Consider the following 18,419-nt stretch of genomic DNA (forward strand, 5'->3'; position numbering starts at 1 on the left):
CACGCTTTACCGGAAATTTTCCAATTGAGAGCGTCTCATGGTGTAGCCAAGTGGAATTTTGGAAGGGTTTACAGAAATAATAGACATATGACCAATGCGAAATACCCTGAAGATGACTTCTCCACCGCCGGTAACGAGGCGACCACGGGAGACGATAATACCGCTCTAGCTGAACCTGGAAGCAAGGATGTCTCCACCGGCTTCGGCACCAGTGAGCCTGCTACTACTCGCTCAAAGGCCCAGGGCTCATTCGCCGCTAGCACTTGGGCGGCGCTCATTGTCGGTTTCCTCTTGCTGATCGTGTTGATCATCTTCATCATGCAAAACCAACAAGAGGTTCCGATGAACTTCCTCGGCTGGTCGGGGGAGTTCCCGGCAGGCATTGCCTACCTGATGTTCACCATCGGCGGCGCGCTCATTATGGCACTGGTGGGTGTGTGGCGCATGCTCGAATTGCGCCGCCAGTTGCGCAAGCAGACCGCAGGCTAAAAAGCCTACCGCCGCCTTCCCCTGCTCAGAACTTTGTTCCGCTTACATAGTAAGAAGCGGCGGTTTTAAGCCCTGCACCGCCGACGGCGCGGTGGCCTCGGCTCGGACTAAACCGCAAGATTGGCTATAAAACTGATGGCGACCCAGGTAACCATGGCAGCGGGAAGCATTCCATCAAGGCGGTCCATGAGGCCACCGTGCCCGGGGAGAATGTGGGACATATCTTTAATACCCAGCTCTCGCTTAAATTGTGATTCCACCAAGTCACCCAGCGAGGCACAAATGACGAGGCCGAGGCCCATCAACGCACCTACCCAGGCCGAGTGATGCAATAGGAAGTGAACGGAAAACGCGCCGGTGATGATACCGAAACCAATCGAGCCACAAAAACCTTCCCAGGATTTCTTCGGACTCACGGCCGGCGCCATGGGGTGCGAGCCAAACATCACGCCGACTATGTAGCCACCGGTATCGGAGGCGACCACGCACAACATAAAAACCAGGATGGAGGCCGAACCGCTGGCTACCGGGGTAGAAATTAGGGACAGCATCGCTGCAAAGGTCGCAAAAAGCGGAATCCACGTCAGCACGAAAATACCGACGGACATGTCCCGCAGGTAATTGATAGGCGGACGATGACGCCCATTATGGAAAAGTCTGCCGAACATCAAAATGAGCACGGCAGTGACATAAACCGCCACGAGCCCGGACGCGCCAAGAGGCCAGGAAATCCACACCATGGCCTGTCCCAAAATGATTAACAAGGTGCGCGGAATATAATAGGAATTCTCGCGCAAGCGGCTAAGAACTTCCCACATGGCCACGCCGACCGCGACGGCCACCGCCGCATACCAAGCCAAGGGGCCAACCCGTATAGCGAGAACAACGAGGACGCCGAGCCCCACGCCTACTCCAATAGCCGCCGGTAAATCACGACCAGGGCCATTTTTTGGTTGCGGCAATCGGCGGTTCAAGGCGTCACTCACAGTGACCGGCTCCTTTCACTTGGCGTTATAAGCGCATCGCAAGGCTTAGCTCTTTCCTATACAACAAACTACGTATAGAAAAGCGCCGCCGGCCGATGTGGGCGCGGCGGCAGTGGAAAAGGCCTAAACCTCCATCAATTCGGATTCCTTATTTTCTACCAGCTTGTCAATCTGCTCAACGTAGCCAGCTGTAATCTTTTCCATTTCCTTTTCTGCAGCAAGGACCTCATCCTCGCCCTCTTCCCCATCCTTTTGGAGTTTCTTCAGCTGCTCCATGGCCTTGCGGCGAATATTACGGATCGCAATCTTACCGTCCTCGCCCTTGCTTTTAGCCAGCCTTACCATTTCCTTACGGCGTTCCTCGGTCAGCTGCGGAACGGTCACACGCAGCACGTGGCCGTCGTTGGTGGGGTTGACGCCCAAGTCCGAGTTACGGATGGAGTTTTCAATCTCTTGAATCATGGACTGCTCATATGGCTTAATGAGCAACATCCGGGGCTCTGGCACGGAGATGGTAGCCATTTGAGTAATCGGAGTCGGCGCTCCGTAGTACTCCGCGATGATTCCATTAAACATCGCCGGGTTGGCACGGCCGGTGCGAATAGTCACTAGCTGCTCGCGGGTGTGCTCGACGGAAGCGGTCATATGTTCTTCGGCTTCGAGCTGAATGTCATCGATCATGAGGCTGAATCATCTTTCAACGTTGAAGGGTAGCTGTATAAAAGGTAGCAGGTTCTGAACCGTTTTAGAATTAAGACTGCACCAGCGTGCCAATAACCTGACCGCTAGCTGCGCGAGCAATATTTCCCTCTTCCAAAAGATTGAAGACCAAAATGGGCATGTCATTGTCCATGCACAGGCTAAAGGCGGTAGCATCGGCGACTTTGAGTCCCTTTTCAATTACCTCGCGCGGGGTAATTTGGGTGTAGAGTTCCGCATCAGGGTTCGTGCGCGGGTCATCCGAATACACACCATCGACGCCCTTGGCCAGGAAGAGGACATCGGCACCAATTTCCAGTGCGCGCTGCGCGGCCGTGGTATCCGTGGAAAAATACGGCATGCCCATGCCTGCACCGAAGATAACGACGCGTCCCTTCTCCAGGTGGCGGTCAGCACGCAATGGTAGGTACGGCTCGGCAATTTGTGCCATGTTGATAGACGTTTGTACGCGGCAGTCAACGCCCTTTTGATTTAAGAAGTCCTGCAGGGCCAACGAGTTCATGACGGTTCCCAGCATGCCCATGTAGTCAGAGCGGGCGCGGTCCATGCCACGCTGCGAGAGCTCTGCTCCGCGGAAGAAGTTGCCGCCGCCGATCACCACGGCTATCTCGATCCCCTGCTCAGCTACTTCAGCGATTTGGCGAGCTACATTTTCGACAACGTCCGGGTCAATTCCCACCTTGCCGCCGCCAAACATTTCGCCGCCGAGTTTCAGCATTACTCGTTTGTATCCGCTTCGTTTCTCGTCTGCAGAAGTCATGCCTTAATCTTCTCCTTTTGCGCGCGCTGATCTAATTCATTTTCCATCCTACCCACACACCTGTTGCTTCCCCACACTGCACCGCACCCCAGCAGCCACCCCTTCTTCCCTGTCTCTAGACAGCAGAAAAGCCCACCAGAGGGTATAACTCCCGTGGGCTTTAAAGGCTAAAAGGGGCTTAAGCTTAAGCTCCAACCTCGTAGCGAACGAAGCCGGTGATGGTGGTGCCAGCCTCTTCTGCGACCTGCTTGACGGTCTTCTTGTTGTCGGACAAGGAGGCCTGCTCCAGCAAGACAACGGACTTGTAGAAGCCGTTGAGGCGGCCTTCCACGATCTTTGGAAGCGCAGCTTCAGGCTTGCCCTCTTCGCGGGTAGTGGCCTCAGCAATGGAGCGCTCTTTCTCGACGATCTCTGCAGGAACGTCCTCACGCTTCAAGTACTCAGCATTCATAGCTGCGATCTGCAAGGCGGCAGCGTGTGCGCCTTCCTTGTTACCTTCGTAGGAAACCAAGACACCAACTGCAGGAGGCAGGTCAGCGGAGCGCTGGTGCAGGTATACAGTAACATTATCGCTATCGACGGTGACTGCACGGCGAGCCTGCAGCTTCTCACCGGTCTTTGCAGACTCCTGGTCAACAAAGTCGGAGACCTTCTGGCCGTCGATCTCTACGTCGTTAAGCTCTTCGGGAGAGTTAGCCTTCGCTGCGGCAGCAGCTTCAACAATCCTCTTAGCGAAGGACTGGAAGCCCTCGTTCTTTGCCACGAAGTCGGTCTCACAGTTGATCTCAACCATGGTGTTGCCGGATACGGCAATAAGCCCCTCGGTAGCCTCGCGGTCAGCACGCTTGGACACATTCTTAGCGCCCTTGATGCGCAGGAATTCAACAGCCTTGTCGTAGTCGCCGTTGTTTTCTTCCAGGGCCTTCTTGCAATCAAGCATGCCGGAGCCAGTCGCTTCGCGCAGTGCCTTTACATCTGCAGCAGTGTAATTCGCCATAATTAGGGCGATCCTCCTTGAAAATCAGTCAGTGTTCGTTGAGATAGCGTAGTCGACGAAGCGAGCTCGCGCCGTCTTTGGGTGGGGGCATTTACCCCAATTTTCTCTCATCAATGCGGTTTTACGGAGGCTAATTTTAGCCGCCTCCAGCATAGATAAAAGTAACCCCCACCGCCGTAGCACACGGTGGTAGGGGTTAGGTAAACAGCCTTGCACAGGAATTATTCCCTAGCTGCCCCACACCGAAATGTGCGTGGGGTATTCAATTAAGTGCAGTTAAGAAAGAATCCTCACAAGAAGCAAGCCTACTGCGCAGGCTTGTCCGCGGGTGCTTCCTCGGCCTTTTCTGCAGAAGCAGGATCGGATGCAGCTGCAGCAGCCTCAGCATCACGCTGTTCCTTCTCTGCGGAATCGCCGGCGGCTTCCTTAGCGGCTGCAAGTTGACGCTCCTCGCGAGCCTTCTTGCCTTCCTCGATGGCAGAAGCCACAATGCCGGACAGCAGCTTGGTGGAACGGATTGCGTCGTCGTTGCCCGGGATCGGGAAGTCAACATCATCCGGGTCGCAGTTGGTATCCAAGATAGCAACAACCGGGATGTTCAGCTTATGAGCTTCCTTAACCGCAATGTGTTCCTTATTGGTATCAACAATCCACAGTGCGGAGGGGGTCTTGGCCATTTCAGAGATGCCGCCCAAAACACGCTCAAGCTTGGCGCGCTCACGATTGAGCATCAGAACTTCCTTCTTCGTGCGCCCCTTGTAGCCGTCCTCGCGCTCATCCATCGCCTGAAGCTCCTTCATACGCTTCAGCCGCTTGGAGACCGTCTGGAAGTTGGTGAGCATACCGCCCAACCAACGATGGTTGACATAAGGCATGCCGACGCGTTTCGCCTCTTCAGCAACTGCTTCCTGCGCCTGCTTCTTGGTGCCAACGAACAAGATCGTGCCACCGTGAGCGACGGTTTCCTTTACGAATTCGTATGCCTCATCAATGTAGGTCAGCGTCTGCTGCAGATCGATGATGTAGATGCCGTTACGGTCAGTAAAGATGAAACGACGCATCTTCGGGTTCCAGCGACGGGTCTGGTGGCCAAAGTGCACACCAGCGTCGAGGAGCTCGCGCATGGTTACAACTGCCATGATTTCGCTCGCTTTCTTTCAATTGTCTTTCGGTTTTTCAAATGTACGGTGTTTTATTCCGCACCCTAGCAACGAAGGCCCTGCCGACACCTTGTTTCCAAGGACCTTGTCAGCTGCCGGACCGCCGCACCCTTGACGCAGGATACGACCACTTCGTCGCGCGTAGTCAATGCCTCCATGATGCTCACCATCGAGCGGACACACTGCTACCGATGACAGTAATCGCAGCCAGCTGGATTTTCCAAACCGAACGAGCACTTTTCCACAAGTTTCTCTGGGCATTCAACCTCAATTGTCACTGAAGTTTCTTCCACCCCAACGCTGGCGGTTTATCCACAGCCAGCCCGCGCTTCACAGGACATTATTGACCTCGGTACTACACACTGGGCCCTATGTACCTATTGCCGCGACCACGTACCAACGCCGGTTGCCGATGCCCCCTCTTTCCAACCACCGCCACCATCCTGACCAGTGCCTTAGTACTGCTGTGCGCTGCGCCTGCCGCCGCATACGTCGATCCCGCCTCGGGAAAACCACACCCAGTTCGGGTACTGCGGGGATTTGATAAGCCCGAATACAAGTGGAGCGCAGGTCACCGCGGCGTCGATATGGCGCTACGAATAGGCGGCCGAGTCGTCGCCGCCGAGTCCGGCACCGTTGCTTTTGTTGGCACCGTTGCCGGCACACCGGTCATTTCGATCGACCATGCCGACGGCATTCGTACGACGTATCAACCCGTGCACGCGAGCGTCACCCAAGGACAAGAGGTCCGCGAGGGTCAAACCATCGGCAAGCTCGGCCACCCAGTAGACGGCAGTCCAGGGCTACATTGGGGCGCCCGAATTGCCAAAGACAGCTACATTGATCCATTGAGCCTGCTGGATATGCCAGTCATCCGGCTCAAGCCTTTATGAAAATTATCTAGGCCCGCGGGTGCGCCTGGGAATAGACCTGCTTAATACGTTGCGTGGAGACATGCGTATAGATTTGCGTGGTACTCAAAGACGAGTGGCCCAGGAGTTCTTGGACCACACGCAAGTCCGCGCCTCCTTCGAGGAGGTGTGTGGCCGCAAGGTGGCGCACTCCGTGCGGTGTTAAGCCACTAGCGTCCGTAACCGCGGCAGCTTTTTCCACGATGCGCCGCACCTGGCGTTGATCAATGCGTGCTCCCCTGCTGCCTACAAAGATGGCGCGGGTATCTCCTCGCGCCAGCTCTGTACGCCCGCCGTCTATCCACTGTTGTAGGGCATCGGTTGCGGCGGCACCGAAGGGCACGACCCTTTGCTTATTACCCTTACCGGTAACCCGCGCGGTGGAACGCTTAAAGTCCACGTCCCCGATATCGAGGCGTACCAACTCCGCAACGCGCATTCCGGTGGCATAGAGCAGCTCCAAAATGGCGCTATCGCGTTGAAAGTGGGCTTCATCGACAGAAACAGCATTGCCCACAAGTTCGCCGGCCTGTTGCGGTGTCATTACTGTTGGAAGATGCTGGCCTACTTTCGGTGTTACCAACCGTGCCGCGACATCACGGCTGAGGTAGCCCTCCCTTTCCGCCCAGGAGGAAAAGGCTTTAACTGAGGCGGTCCTGCGTGCCAGCGTTGCGCGCGCCTTCCCTTCCGCAACGGCGTTGCCGAGCCACTGCCGCAAGTTATTCAGGTTAAAATCTGCAAAAGTAGAAATGTCTTCGGCGAGGTTTTTTAAGTCAGCGCGGTAGCCACGCACCGTGGCCTCCGCACGGCCTTTAACGTGGAGTTGGAAGTCCGCAAAATCCTCGATAGCCTCGTCCATCTGCCCCACCGGGGCATGACTTCCTGCAAACTTCCGTTTATCACTCATACCCCACGAGCTTACTTCCTTTTCAACCCATCTCTAAGCGAACCCAGTTATTTCCCTCGCGTACGATCACGCACATTTTTTCTAGGGCGAGCAATAGGTGAACCGTGAGTGGCAAGCGAAATCCAGCGTCCCGCGCGATATCTTCTGCGGTGGCCGCGGGACTTCCTGGCGGCGGGGTTGCATCAAAGACGCGCAGCTCATTCCGCGATAATCGCTGCGTTAATGACGCCGCAAAATTCATTTCGTACTGCGCCTCTGGATCGACCGTCCCGGCGCGACTGACTAAGGCGCGAACTTCGTCAGCACTGGCGACCAACTGGGCGCGTCCGTCCTGGATCCGCTGATGGCACCCGAGCGAACCGCTCGTTGTAATTGGTCCCGGCACGGCCATGGCAACGCGCCCTAAAGCTTCCGCCCAGTTGAGGGTATTGAGCGCTCCGGAGCGATATGCCGCCTCCATGACCACGATCCCTTGGCTAAGCGCCGCGACAAGGCGATTGCGGATAAGGAAGCGATGCCGCTTGGGTGCGGTTTCTGGAGCAAATTCGGAGACAATACAGCCATTGTCGGCAATCTGATCGAAGAGCCCGCCATTGCGGGCCGGATAAGTTTTATCGATTCCACATGCGGCAACCGCGACAGTGCGCCCCGCATTGCGCAAGGCGGTCTCATGCGCCACGGTATCTACCCCCAAAGCGCCACCGGAGACAATTGTCCATTCGTGGTTTACTAGGCCTGAAACCACGCTTTGGGTTGCTTGCCACCCATAGCGCGAAATGGCGCGCGTGCCCACGATTCCCACGGCTTGTCCTACCTCAGGTTTGAGTGCTGAGCCGCGTACCCACAAACTATGTGGCGGTACGGCTTGTTCATCGAAAGTGGCCGGTGCGTCCACACCATTCTGGTAGAAACCAAAGGCAGATGAAAATGCCTCTGCTGGCCACTCCGGGCTATCGGCTGTAATCAATCGCGCCCCAACACGCTCTGCCGCAGCGAGATCTTCTTGTTGCCGCACCCAGTCAAACCGCGCGGCAGTACGGGATAAAAGTGGACCGATCCAATCGGCTCGGTGATAAATCCCGTGGGCAATTTCTTCCGCCGAATGATGCTCCAGCAAGGCCTGCAAGGAGGCGGACGGCCCCTCGACCACGCGATTGAGATACACCCACGTGGCAAGCGGAGTAGACAAATCAAGATCACTCATGCTGAAAGTCTCCCCACCGTCTGACTCGAACGAAGGTCAAGGGCCTGACTTACTTCCGCGAGATCGGGTCTGGATCTTCCGTGCAGATCGGCCAAGGTCCACGACACACGCAGGACGCGGTCGATCCCGCGCTGCGAAATCTCGCCATCGGCTAGATAGGCAGACAGCATGATCATTGCAGATTCGGAGGCAGGACGGTGCCGGCGCAAATAGGAAGAGGGGACGGCGCCATTGACGCGTGCGGGAATGCCGTCAGCTTCCCAGCGTGCCCGGGCGCGATCCCGGGCTGCTGCGACCCGCTCAGCAATGGCAGCAGATGATTCTTCGCCCTCCGCGTTAATGCTAGCCGACTGCCCCGACAGGGTGACCACCATGTCCAAGCGGTCGCGCAACGGCCCCGATAGATTGGATAAATAATTGAGGCGGTCCTGCGGATTGCAGATACACTTCGAGGGATCCTCGGCAGCACACCGGCAGGGGTTAGCGGCCATGATGAGTTGGAAACGCGCCGGGTAGTCTATTTCTTGCTGCGCTCGTGCCAGGCGGACGTGGCCTTCTTCTAAAGGCGCACGCAAACCGTCGAGGACCGGCGCGCTGATCTCGCTGACCTCGTCGAGGAATAACACCCCGTTATGGGCCAAGCTAACGGCCCCAGGGCGAGGATGGCCGCTTCCGCCTCCTAACAGCGCGGCGCGGGAGACCGAGGAGTGCGGGGCGATAAAAGGAGCCCGAGAAACCACTTGACCGAGGGTTCCCGTTAGCGAGTGGACTGCGGTGGTTTCTACCATCTGATCCGGGCTGAGGGCCGGAAGAATGCTGGGCAGGCGCGAGGCGATCATGGACTTCCCGGAGCCCGGTGGGCCAATCATCAACAAATGATGCCCGCCAGCGGCGGCGACTTCCGCTGCCCACTTTGCATGGTGTTGTCCCGCTATATCGCTATAGTCGAGCCGCTCTCGTGCGGACCTAACTGTGGGGCGGTCATCGCAGCACGTCGCTGCGCGAGGTAGGTCACGTTCTCCCAGGGCCCACGCAAAGGCATCAAAAAGCGTGGCAGCAACCAGTACATTCATATCAGGAACGAGGGTAGCTTCGGCGGCATTTCCGGGCGGAATAACGAGCGTAATAATGCCCTGCTCGCGGGCGGCAAGCAATGCTGGGATAATGCCGGGTACAGCTCGCACCGTGCCATCCAGACCCAGTTCCCCGAGCACCAGAGTTTCTTCGAGAACCGGGCTGGACGCCTGCCCGGTGCGCGCGTAGTCAGCACTGTGTTGTTCTACGTGGGCGGCCAAAATCGCCAGGGCCATGGGCAGGTCAAAGTGGGAACCTGATTTTGGTAGTGAAGCCGGTGACATGGACACGATGACCTTTGTTTTCGGCCATGGCAGGCGGGAATTCGCAGCGGCAGTCTTAATACGGTCGCGGGATTCAGATATCGCCGTATCCGTATGCCCCACCACATGGATTCCAGGTAGTCCCTGTCCCACGTTAGCTTCGACGTTGATGATGCGGGCGAGCACGCCGTGTAAGGAGACTGCTAAACATTTACCGAGGGCCATCGTCTACCCCCGTAAAGTGCTCTAGCTCAAAACCCTCGCCTTTTACCACGAGAGCTATGACATCAAAGCGCACTGTGGCCAGCGGCTTGCCGCCTAACCATTGGACGGCGGCCCTACGCATGCGGGAGAGCTTGTGTGGCGTTACGGCCTCGGCTATTCCAAAGCTGGCGGTCGACCGGGTTTTAACCTCCACGAAGACGATCGTGCCATCTGGCTCGCGGCCGATAAGATCGAGTTCTCCTACGCGGTATCTAACGTTGGCGGCAATGATGTCAGATCCGCGCTGGCGAAGGTAGCCAGCGGCGAACGATTCTCCCCGCTTTCCTAGTTCTTGTCTATGACGAAGATGTTTCGTGGCAAGGTGTTTCGTGGCAAGGTGTTTATCGGATGCAAATTGCATGTACGGCGTCCTTTTCTTTCGTGCTGTTTGTGCTCCACGCACAGAACACCGCAGGACGCGGGCCCGCTGCAAGCCCGAAAACTAGAAAATCGCCGCGCCTGTGGATAACTTTGGCATCGCACAAAGTTATCCACAGCTGCGGCGGGATGAGGCGGGCGCCGAATTGACAAGGGCACCCTATGCCTAGTCCGGCATGATGAAATCCGGCTTATCCAGTTCCTCGATATTGACGTCCTTATACGTAATGACGCGCACGTAGCGCACGAATCGCGCGGAACGGTACATGTCCCATACCCAGGCATCAGACATACGCACCTCGTAGTACACATCGGGCCCGGCAGTATGGGGAATCAGCTCTACAGCATTGGCCAAATAGAAACGGCGCTCGGTTTCTACGACATAAGAAAACTGGCTGACAACATCGCGGTATTCGCGGTAAAGGGACAGCTCTACTTCTGCCTCGTAGTTTTCGAGTTCCTCTGCACTCACTGTGGACCTCCAAAATATGGGATAGCTCGCCCTAGCTTAGCGCGTAAAACCACAATTTTCGCTAGGCACGCGCAGTGAATTGAGCATGTGCACGCTGGACATTGCTGTAGCTCATCCGGTGTTGCGGGCTCGCCCCCAAAGCGGCAATTGCGGCCTCGTGAGCTTTGGTGCCATAGCCTTTATGTCCAGCCAATCCATAGCCGGGAAAGCGCTCGTCTAGATCCCGCATAAGGTGATCCCGGCTTACCTTAGCCAGCACGCTTGCCGCCGCGATGCAGCGTACCTCCGCATCCCCGCCAATAATGGGAAGATGAGGTTGGGTAAGGCCGGGGATAAAAAGGGCATCTGAAAGCACATATCCTGGGCGCTTTTCCAGACGCGCTATCGCCCTGCGCATGCCCGAGGTATTGGCGTACTGGATTCCGCGCTTGTCGATGTCCCCTGCACTAATATGTACCACAGCCCAGTCCACAGCCTTGTCTTTAATGATGGGAAAGAGCGTTTCTCGCTGGCGCGGCGTGAGCCTTTTGGAATCGGTCAAGGTATCCAATTCGCGTACTATGCGCTCGGGCAGGATGCAGGCAGCGATGGTGATGGGGCCACAGCACGCACCGCGGCCGGCCTCATCTACACCAACAACAGGGCCGAGCCCCGCCCGAGCCAAAGCGACTTCAAAAGTGCGCTGCTGCTTAAGCCGCCGCATCCTGAATGTCCGGGTCGTCAACTCCACCAAAGCGCGATACGGGCAACACCACGGCTTCTACCTTTCCGCGCACGTTGGCCACCGGCACGGTGCCTTGCAAGTGATCGCCTATGTGCGCGCGGGAATCAAGGGAATTGGTGCGGTTATCCCCCATGACCCACAAATTGCTTTCAGGAACGGTGACAGGCCCAAAGTACTGGCCACCGCAGGCCTGCGACCCATAGCTGGGGTCGACCGGTATCTCGGGCGGATCCAACGTGAAACTTTGATCTATCGGTGCGCCATCTACCATCACCGCGGAATCGCCCTCTTCGCACTTGACCGTCTGGCCCTCGGTGGCGATAACGCGCTTGACAAGGATATTTTCCCCATTGGGCAAAAGCCCCACGGATGCAAGGACGTTGTGGGCACCGCGCATCAGCACGTTCTCGGAGCGCTGCACCTCAAATTCCGCATTCCAGGACTCTGGGCCTTCAAAAACCACTACATCGCCTGGGGCTGGATCATGGAAGTAATAGCTCAGCTTCTGCACCGCGATGCGGTCATTATCGCAGCCGGTGCAGCCGTGCAGCGTGGGTTCCATCGACGCGGAGGGAATAACGTACATACGGCCAACGAAGGCCTGCAGTAGCACCAACAGCACGAAGCCACCAATGACTGGAGCGAGAAAATCGCGCGTGCGTAAGCGCTGTTGTCGCGGCTTAGGATTGGATGTCTGGGTCATCAACCCCACCAATGCGATTGAACGGCCAGAATACGAACTGCACCTTTCCGCGCACATTTTCAACAGGGATCGTGCCGTGGAAATTATCGCCCATGTGGTAGCGAGAATCAGCAGATGCGGTGCGGTTATCCCCCATCACCCAAATATTATCCTCAGGCACCTTCACCGGGCCGAAATAAGGGCCGCCGCAGGCTTTCGATCCGGTGGACTCATCCACCGGGTAGGTCGGCGGATCCTGTACGTAGTCCTGATTTATCGGCTTGCCATCCACCATGACGGCAGGATCACCTTCGTGGCAGGACACCGTCTGCCCACCACTGGCGATAACGCGCTTGACCAGGGTATTTTCATCTGGAGGAGCCAGGGAAATAAAGCTCAGCGCATCCTGGATGCTGTGAATGACGGAATTGGATGAACGCGGTGAGACGTAACCCGCGTTCCAGTCATCCGTGCCTTTAAAGACTACGACATCTCCTGGCTCCGGGCCCTTATCACCATAGTACGAGACCTTTTCTGTAAAGATACGGTCATTTGTGCACCCCTCACAGCCGTGCAGCGTCGGCTCCATGGATCCTGAAGGAATCACATATTGGCGACCAATGAAGTTTTGAAATAGTCCAACGACCACCAGCACAGACATGACGACTATGAGAGTCTCCAACCACCACGGCATTTGTTTTTTATCCGTGGTAGCTTTCCCCGTGGCCGCTTCTTTACCCGGCGAGATACTTTCGTTATTCACCCGTCAGATTTTAGCAACTGCGTGCACACGAGCCGGATTGGCTCCCGTGGCCGCGAGACAATTCACAGGAAATCGAAATGATTCGAGCTCGGACTCCGGGATCGTTGCAACGCTGATGATTACTTGGGGTTGGTGTTGCCCGCAATCTGCGGACGCATAGTGGAGCTACCTCATGGTTAGGCGGCTATTTCTTCGCTTTTGGTTTGTGTGATGTGTTTCTCGAGCACGACAGCGCTGAACATCTTGTGTGCATAAAATTGGCGCCGGTGGAGATCACTTGAATCGAGCGTGTCAAGTTGTTCGACCCCAGCGCTGGAAAAGCTGAGTTAAGTGTAACCAGTCGTGGACGTCCCGATTTGAATTTCATCTACAAGAACGGTAAGACAAATAAAACCGAGTTTGACCGCCCACCTGTGTCCAGGGCGCTGCGCCATGCGCAGCAGCAGTTGGATGCGAATCCGGATGCTGATATTTGGTTGCTTACTCTAGACAATATTGATGAGTCCTCTGAACTTGGGAAAGTCATCAAAGCCAATCGAGACGGAGTAGACAACTATGTCGCTTCGCTTAGGGAAGGGATTTAAAGATGAGCGTGTACCTGCGGCGCGATATTGATTATCTGCTAGCCCCGTATTCTTATGATCAGTTATTTTTGAAGCTGCCTTTTGATTATGCGGTTGAGGCTGCCGCACAGTCCCGCGTTTTCCTTACACATCAGGATGCCGCTAATAGTTACTGGTCACAGCAATACGTGAACATTGATACCACCGTCGATGAACTTCCCCATGCGCTACGCCTTGGGGTGCACGATCCGCAGTTTCCTCGTCGTTGGGCAGCAGTTTTGGAAACCACGAATCCTGATTGGGTGTGGTTTATCAACGATGATTCGAACAACTATCACGATTTTTTCGCAACCGTTAGGTATAACGGTTCTATTCCTTTTGTTCCGGGGATGACCCAGCTACGTATCGTGGATGAGCCAGATGAACGCAAAATCGTCAAAGGGTGGAATTACCGCTCAGGAAGCAAGTCCCTCATCATCGGCACCTACGATATGGATGCCGCTATCGGCAAACGCGCCCCTGCCGCTGAAATCCGAGATTACAACACTTTTATCGTAGGAATCGGGGAAGGAGAAACACGGTTCCAGGCTTTTACCGACTGGCCTGACGGCGAAGACTTCGCTTTCCCCGGACTAGAAAGACTCAAAACCAAAAAAGGCCCGCTACGCAAACGGTTCACTACCGATGATCTCTTCGACTGCGCACAGCTTTTCGGCCTCGATCCCTTCAACAGGCAGTTTCTTACCGGACGGGCAACACTCATCAATAGTGGTTACCCTTTGCCTAAAAAGTACGGGCCATGCGCTTTATTTGAACGTCGCGAGCACACCTGGGACCGCGAACACGAAGGGAACTAAAGACAATGACGAAGTATTTCTACCCTAATTCCATCGCGCCGGTATCCCATGCTGTGGCGCTGCTGCGGTTTCCACTATCGACCGTTGTTGAAGAATTTCAACAGTGGGCATCAGGAATAGAAAGCATTTATACAAGGGAATATTTCCACAGGCAGAAGCAAAAGGTTGAATGTGTAGTTCATGCGGACAAAGTATCGGCCAGTAGGAACCAGCTTGCAGAGTTACTTAAACCGCAAAATCACACTACACAGTTTGTATTCGTCCCCACCGAGTCAGAATGGACTGCAGTTTTTAGCCCCTGCTGCTTTACCAAAGCACCAAAGATGCCACGGATTGGTGAATTTGCCTACTGTCTGGCGCGCAAGAAAAAAATTGAGTCACAAGTTCCTTACTACATCGAAATTAAGCATACGCCGTGGGTAGATACCGACGATGTAGCCTTTTTCCATCGCGCAAGCTACGGGGACATAGATTTTATGATGTGCGCGCTTCCCTCCGAATTGCCCGATGACTCTTTAGGGCGATTTGATTGTTGCTTCTACAGATCTTTAAGCAGCCACAGAAAATTAAAAGCTGATGGCACCCTACATCGTTTTATGTCGTACCTCGAGGATCAAAGTGAACCTTTCAAAGATTACGGGTTTGATTTTTCCTCGCTGCCAAAGGTCACTGAATTCCCACAAGAATCGTTTACACAAGAACACGCACAGATGATGTGGTCCCAGTTCGGGGAGAAACAAATAGAAGCCATCCTCGCTCCGCTAGGTGTATCCCCATACGATGACGCCTTCTATGGGACCAATGGCTACTTGGCCCGTCTCACACCAGCACACGTAGTCGACCCACACACTAATGAGTTAACAGCAGCTCCCGACTTCGATCCACCGGCACGTATCCCGCTAGAAAAGTACCAATTTTTCCAAGGACTCCACGACGGCCCCCTCCGCTCCTGGTCATCAACACCCATTACTGAATAGAAACCGGACCCAACCCCTAGAAACCTAAACACATCAGGGGTCAGGCCCCGCGCCTTGTAGCGACCAGGTGTACCGAAAGTCCACATTTGACGAGATCTACAAGTTGCAAAGCCTGGCTACCGCGGCGACCAAGCCACGACGATCTGACTCGGACAACGAATGAAAAGGGCCAACAACTCCAGATACAACTACATTCTCCTTAAGGGAAAAGTGTTGCAACGATACACTAAAACCACGAGGAGGAAGGCACAATAAAACTCTCCCATCCTTTCCCAGCGCCATGAGGGTGGGGAAAGAAAGGGAGAGAAATGCTGCGCGCAGCGGCGCTAGAACTATCGGCGCTCCTTGATACGAGCCTTCTTGCCACGCAGATCGCGCAGGTAGTACAGCTTCGCACGACGGACGCGGCCGCGGCGGGAGACCTTGATGGACTCGAGGTTCGGGGAGTGAACCGGGAAGGTACGCTCTACGCCGATGCCGAAGGAAACCTTACGCACAGTGAAGGTCTCGCGGATGCCGGAACCCTGGCGGCGGATGCAGATACCCTTAAAGAGCTGTGCACGCTCGTTGTTACCTTCGATAACCTTGACGTTGACGTCGAGGGTATCGCCGGGGCGGAAAGACGGAATGTCATCGCGCAGCTGTGCTGCATCGACCTTGTCAATAATGTTGGTCATACCAATATTCCTTTTCAGTTTGGGACAGAGGACCCTGGCAGCTAAAAGCCTCACCGGTTCGTGCCCGTTACATAGAACGAATGTTGATTTTTCCATAGGAACTGGACAATTCCAAATTCCTCCGGTTCGCAGTTTCTACTACCCTACCTGGGGCGAGCAGCCTGGGAGTACCTTAGGCTGGCATAGGCGAGCGCAACAGCGCATGATGTTCATCGAGCATTTTTGCCGTGCCCAGGTGCCGCGCCCGGAGGACGAGGTACGAACCCACCACGGCAACCACCGTAATGCTAAAGAGGATGATGATTGCGCCCCAGAACGTTCCATCATGAATGCCATCGGTGGCCCGAGTAAACGCATCCTTAGCGTAGGACATCGGGTGGAAAGGGTGCAGCAGGCTGAGGGCACGCGGAATCGCTACCACCGGCCATACCCCGCCAAAGACCATCACGCCCAGGGCAAAGACACCGGCGGCAAAAATCGAACCGATCCTTCGCCCAAAGGTAACGAGGAAGAACTGGTAGGTCGCCGCACCTACGGCGGATATCGCAGCTAGGACGAGCGCGATCATCGCCCAACCGGCCGGTTGCCACCCGAGGGTGGAAGACATGAGGGCCAAAAACGCTACTACAAGGAAGTTCAATCCGGTCAGGGCAAAAAAGGCACCGAATACGCTGCGCGCAGGGCTATTTAACCGGGCTCCCCTACGCGCCATGTAATACGGCAACGTCATCGCCAGCAGCAGCATCACCAGAAAGCCGAAGACGATCACAAAGAGCATGGACGCGCCGCCGGTGATGTTCTTCTCGGTCGGGTCCGCAGGGTTTACCACCGTTTGCACGGGGTGGACATTGGATGCGGTGAAGTTAATGGGTACCGCCACATTTTGCGCAGAATCCTCTGGGCGGGAGACGGTAGGGGCTTTGGCGGCGCCTTCGGCAAGCTTCGTGGAGAGTTCGCCAGAACCTGCCTTGAGGCGGTCCATGCCGCCCTTGAGCTCAGCTCCGCCTTCTGCCAGCCGGCCGGTACCCTCCTTGAGCGCACCTGTTCCATCGTGGAGGCGAGAGGAACCATCCTGCAGGCGGGACGCACCGTCCTGCAGTTGCGCGGTACCGTTGTTCAGCTTCCCTACTCCGCCGCGTAGTTCCTTAATACCATCGGACAGGCGGTGTGCCCCGCCGTTTAACCTAGTTAGGCCGCCGAGATACTCCGATTGCGGATCGGACAGGTTGTAGTGCAACTGGCCGGTACCTTCAGAAAGCTTTTCCAGCTGCCCCACCATATTTCCACTAGATGCGGGATCAAGCTTGGATACGAGCGAATGAAGCTGGTCTGCTTGCTGGGTCATGCCGAGCCCACGGAGGATGTCTACTAGCTCGGTAAGGCTGGGCACCACGGCTTGGGCCTGCCTCAGCACGGGGATGAGCATGCCCGTGAGCTGGTTGACCCCGGCATCGATCTGGCCCGCACCATCGGCGAGGCGGCCGGTTCCGGCAAGGAGCCTATCGGCGCCATCGGCAAGCTGAGAGGCGCCATCATCGAGACGCGCGGCGCCATCGCTTAGCCGGTCCGCACCCTCATGCAACTGTCCGACGCCGTCATTTAGCCGCGTCGTTCCGTTGAGGAGCTCGGCCGTTCCGTTATTGAGCGTACCTGCACCGTCATCGAGCTTGTTGATGCCCTCAATCGCGCGACCGCCGCCTTCTTGCAGCTTTCCCACGCCTTCATCGAGTCGACCCGCGCCGTCCGCGGCTTTGTTCAGGCCGTCGCTCAACTTAGTGAGCCCCTCGATGACCTGGTCCGCATACTTTTTGGAAATGGCGTTTTCCACACTCGTTTGCACCCGCGGAATAAGGCTGGAAGAAATCACCGAACCATTCGTGCCGTAGTAGTCATTAGTGGCGAAGTTGATCTCCGGCTTCTCGGGCTTATCGCTGATAATAGTCACGGCTCGTTCCGAAAAGTTTCTCGGTATCGTCACAACCATCAAATACTTACCCTTGACCAAGCCTTCATCGCCTTCGTCCTTGTTAACCGCAGAGAAATTGAGATAATCGGTATCCAGCAGGCCCTCGACCACTTGGTCGCCATAGTTGGTGTGCTTGCCCTGCCTGTCCACACCGGCGTCTTCATTGACCACGGCGAGGTCAATATTGCGCATATACTTGGACGGATCCCACATGGCCCACATCATGGTTCCGGCCACGATGATGGGCGCAACGAGGAAGAAAACGATCAGCACCCGCGACAAAGCGCTACGCGGGCGCCAGTCCAGGAGGCGGTGCCAGCCCAGCACTCCGCGACTCTTGCGCGTCTCACCGGTTATCCAAGGCATCACTGCGGGATCCCCAGCACCTTGACCGCTATCGGCCGCACGACTCATAGTTGTCTCCTTATGGCAATAGTTCGGCGCCCCCTATCCCATCGATTCAGGAGTTCCTCGCCGAAGTAGGAGAAGAAGGACGTCTTTTATTTAGTTTTACTAAACTTACCATTATTGTACTTGGGGTGCCACACCGACTGCGACGTGATGGAAATGATCTTGCGCGTGTGTCCGTTTGGCGGGAAAACTCCCCCCACCACCGATCCTGGCA

General features: G+C 55.9%; 20 protein-coding genes. 5 read left to right on the forward strand and 15 right to left on the reverse strand.

Features of this window, described 5'->3' with window-relative positions:
• Positions 1 to 87: 87 nt before the first annotated feature.
• Positions 88 to 489: a LapA family protein gene (locus tag D9V82_RS02935; protein WP_121910892.1), complete on the forward strand. Its 402-nt coding sequence runs from the start codon at positions 88 to 90 to the stop codon at positions 487 to 489.
• A 107-nt stretch (positions 490 to 596) separates the two neighbouring features.
• Here D9V82_RS02935 and D9V82_RS02940 read toward each other — a convergent pair whose 3' ends face one another.
• The 5 genes from D9V82_RS02940 to rpsB form a co-directional block, all read right to left on the reverse strand.
• Entirely contained in the window at positions 597 to 1,475 is an 879-nt protein-coding gene (locus tag D9V82_RS02940; protein ID WP_183122447.1) for a phosphatidate cytidylyltransferase, read from the reverse strand.
• Between the two features lie 123 nt (positions 1,476 to 1,598).
• A complete protein-coding gene (frr, locus tag D9V82_RS02945; RefSeq protein ID WP_121910893.1) occupies positions 1,599 to 2,156 on the reverse strand; it encodes a ribosome recycling factor in 558 nt (185 codons plus the stop codon).
• A 70-nt stretch (positions 2,157 to 2,226) separates the two neighbouring features.
• Entirely contained in the window at positions 2,227 to 2,955 is a 729-nt protein-coding gene (gene pyrH, locus D9V82_RS02950; RefSeq protein ID WP_121910894.1) for a UMP kinase, read from the reverse strand.
• Positions 2,956 to 3,139: 184 nt separating this feature from the next.
• A complete protein-coding gene (gene tsf, locus D9V82_RS02955) occupies positions 3,140 to 3,952 on the reverse strand; it encodes a translation elongation factor Ts (protein WP_121910895.1) in 813 nt (270 codons plus the stop codon).
• A gap of 305 nt (positions 3,953 to 4,257) precedes the next feature.
• Positions 4,258 to 5,091: a 30S ribosomal protein S2 gene (gene rpsB, locus D9V82_RS02960; protein ID WP_121910896.1), complete on the reverse strand. Its 834-nt coding sequence runs from the start codon at positions 5,089 to 5,091 to the stop codon at positions 4,258 to 4,260.
• A gap of 392 nt (positions 5,092 to 5,483) precedes the next feature.
• Between rpsB and D9V82_RS02965 the strand changes: the two genes are divergently transcribed.
• Complete coding sequence (locus D9V82_RS02965; RefSeq protein ID WP_234456537.1) at positions 5,484 to 6,005, forward strand: M23 family metallopeptidase; 522 nt, start codon at positions 5,484 to 5,486, stop codon at positions 6,003 to 6,005.
• Positions 6,006 to 6,012: 7 nt separating this feature from the next.
• Here D9V82_RS02965 and D9V82_RS02970 read toward each other — a convergent pair whose 3' ends face one another.
• The 8 genes from D9V82_RS02970 to lepB (D9V82_RS03005) form a co-directional block, all read right to left on the reverse strand.
• The gene (locus D9V82_RS02970; protein ID WP_121910897.1) at positions 6,013 to 6,930 is read right to left on the reverse strand and encodes a tyrosine recombinase XerC; all 918 of its coding nucleotides are present in this window, start codon (positions 6,928 to 6,930) and stop codon (positions 6,013 to 6,015) included.
• Between the two features lie 22 nt (positions 6,931 to 6,952).
• Positions 6,953 to 8,134, reverse strand: a complete 1,182-nt coding sequence (gene dprA / locus D9V82_RS02975; protein ID WP_121910898.1) for a DNA-processing protein DprA — start codon at positions 8,132 to 8,134, stop codon at positions 6,953 to 6,955.
• Positions 8,131 to 9,696, reverse strand: a complete 1,566-nt coding sequence (locus D9V82_RS02980) for a YifB family Mg chelatase-like AAA ATPase (RefSeq protein WP_121910899.1) — start codon at positions 9,694 to 9,696, stop codon at positions 8,131 to 8,133. The genes dprA and D9V82_RS02980 overlap by 4 nt, the downstream gene beginning before the upstream one ends.
• Positions 9,683 to 10,096 (reverse strand): YraN family protein, encoded by a 414-nt coding sequence (locus tag D9V82_RS02985; protein WP_121910900.1) that lies wholly within the window; start codon positions 10,094 to 10,096, stop codon positions 9,683 to 9,685. The genes D9V82_RS02980 and D9V82_RS02985 overlap by 14 nt, the downstream gene beginning before the upstream one ends.
• Before the next feature lie 183 nt (positions 10,097 to 10,279).
• Positions 10,280 to 10,585 carry a DUF2469 domain-containing protein gene (locus D9V82_RS02990; protein ID WP_005278666.1) on the reverse strand — a complete coding sequence of 102 codons (306 nt, stop codon included), beginning with the start codon at positions 10,583 to 10,585 and terminating at the stop codon, positions 10,280 to 10,282.
• 61 nt (positions 10,586 to 10,646) lie between these two features.
• Positions 10,647 to 11,288: a ribonuclease HII gene (locus D9V82_RS02995; protein WP_121910901.1), complete on the reverse strand. Its 642-nt coding sequence runs from the start codon at positions 11,286 to 11,288 to the stop codon at positions 10,647 to 10,649.
• Positions 11,275 to 12,012, reverse strand: a complete 738-nt coding sequence (lepB, locus tag D9V82_RS03000; RefSeq protein ID WP_121910902.1) for a signal peptidase I — start codon at positions 12,010 to 12,012, stop codon at positions 11,275 to 11,277. Before lepB (D9V82_RS03000) ends, D9V82_RS02995 begins: the two co-directional genes overlap by 14 nt.
• Positions 11,990 to 12,685 carry a signal peptidase I gene (gene lepB / locus D9V82_RS03005; RefSeq protein ID WP_234456553.1) on the reverse strand — a complete coding sequence of 232 codons (696 nt, stop codon included), beginning with the start codon at positions 12,683 to 12,685 and terminating at the stop codon, positions 11,990 to 11,992. Before lepB (D9V82_RS03005) ends, lepB (D9V82_RS03000) begins: the two co-directional genes overlap by 23 nt.
• A 425-nt stretch (positions 12,686 to 13,110) precedes the next feature.
• On the opposite strand from lepB (D9V82_RS03005), the gene D9V82_RS03010 reads away from it, so the two are divergent.
• Genes D9V82_RS03010 through D9V82_RS12560 form a run of 3 tightly spaced genes read left to right on the forward strand, consistent with a single transcriptional unit; the run spans position 13,111 to position 15,151 of the window.
• Entirely contained in the window at positions 13,111 to 13,338 is a 228-nt protein-coding gene (locus D9V82_RS03010) for a hypothetical protein (RefSeq protein WP_234456536.1), read from the forward strand.
• Between the two features lie 2 nt (positions 13,339 to 13,340).
• A complete protein-coding gene (locus D9V82_RS03015; protein ID WP_121910905.1) occupies positions 13,341 to 14,174 on the forward strand; it encodes a hypothetical protein in 834 nt (277 codons plus the stop codon).
• A gap of 5 nt (positions 14,175 to 14,179) precedes the next feature.
• A complete protein-coding gene (locus tag D9V82_RS12560; protein ID WP_234456535.1) occupies positions 14,180 to 15,151 on the forward strand; it encodes a hypothetical protein in 972 nt (323 codons plus the stop codon).
• A gap of 332 nt (positions 15,152 to 15,483) precedes the next feature.
• On the opposite strand, the gene rplS is transcribed toward D9V82_RS12560, so the two are convergent.
• A complete protein-coding gene (gene rplS, locus D9V82_RS03025) occupies positions 15,484 to 15,828 on the reverse strand; it encodes a 50S ribosomal protein L19 (protein WP_005278655.1) in 345 nt (114 codons plus the stop codon).
• Between the two features lie 172 nt (positions 15,829 to 16,000).
• Positions 16,001 to 18,208: a YhgE/Pip family protein gene (locus D9V82_RS03030; protein ID WP_121910906.1), complete on the reverse strand. Its 2,208-nt coding sequence runs from the start codon at positions 18,206 to 18,208 to the stop codon at positions 16,001 to 16,003.
• Positions 18,209 to 18,419 lie beyond the last annotated feature (211 nt).

Origin of the sequence: Corynebacterium macginleyi, from assembly GCF_003688935.1 — a bacterium.
GTDB classification, from domain to species: Bacteria; Actinomycetota; Actinomycetes; order Mycobacteriales; family Mycobacteriaceae; genus Corynebacterium; species Corynebacterium macginleyi.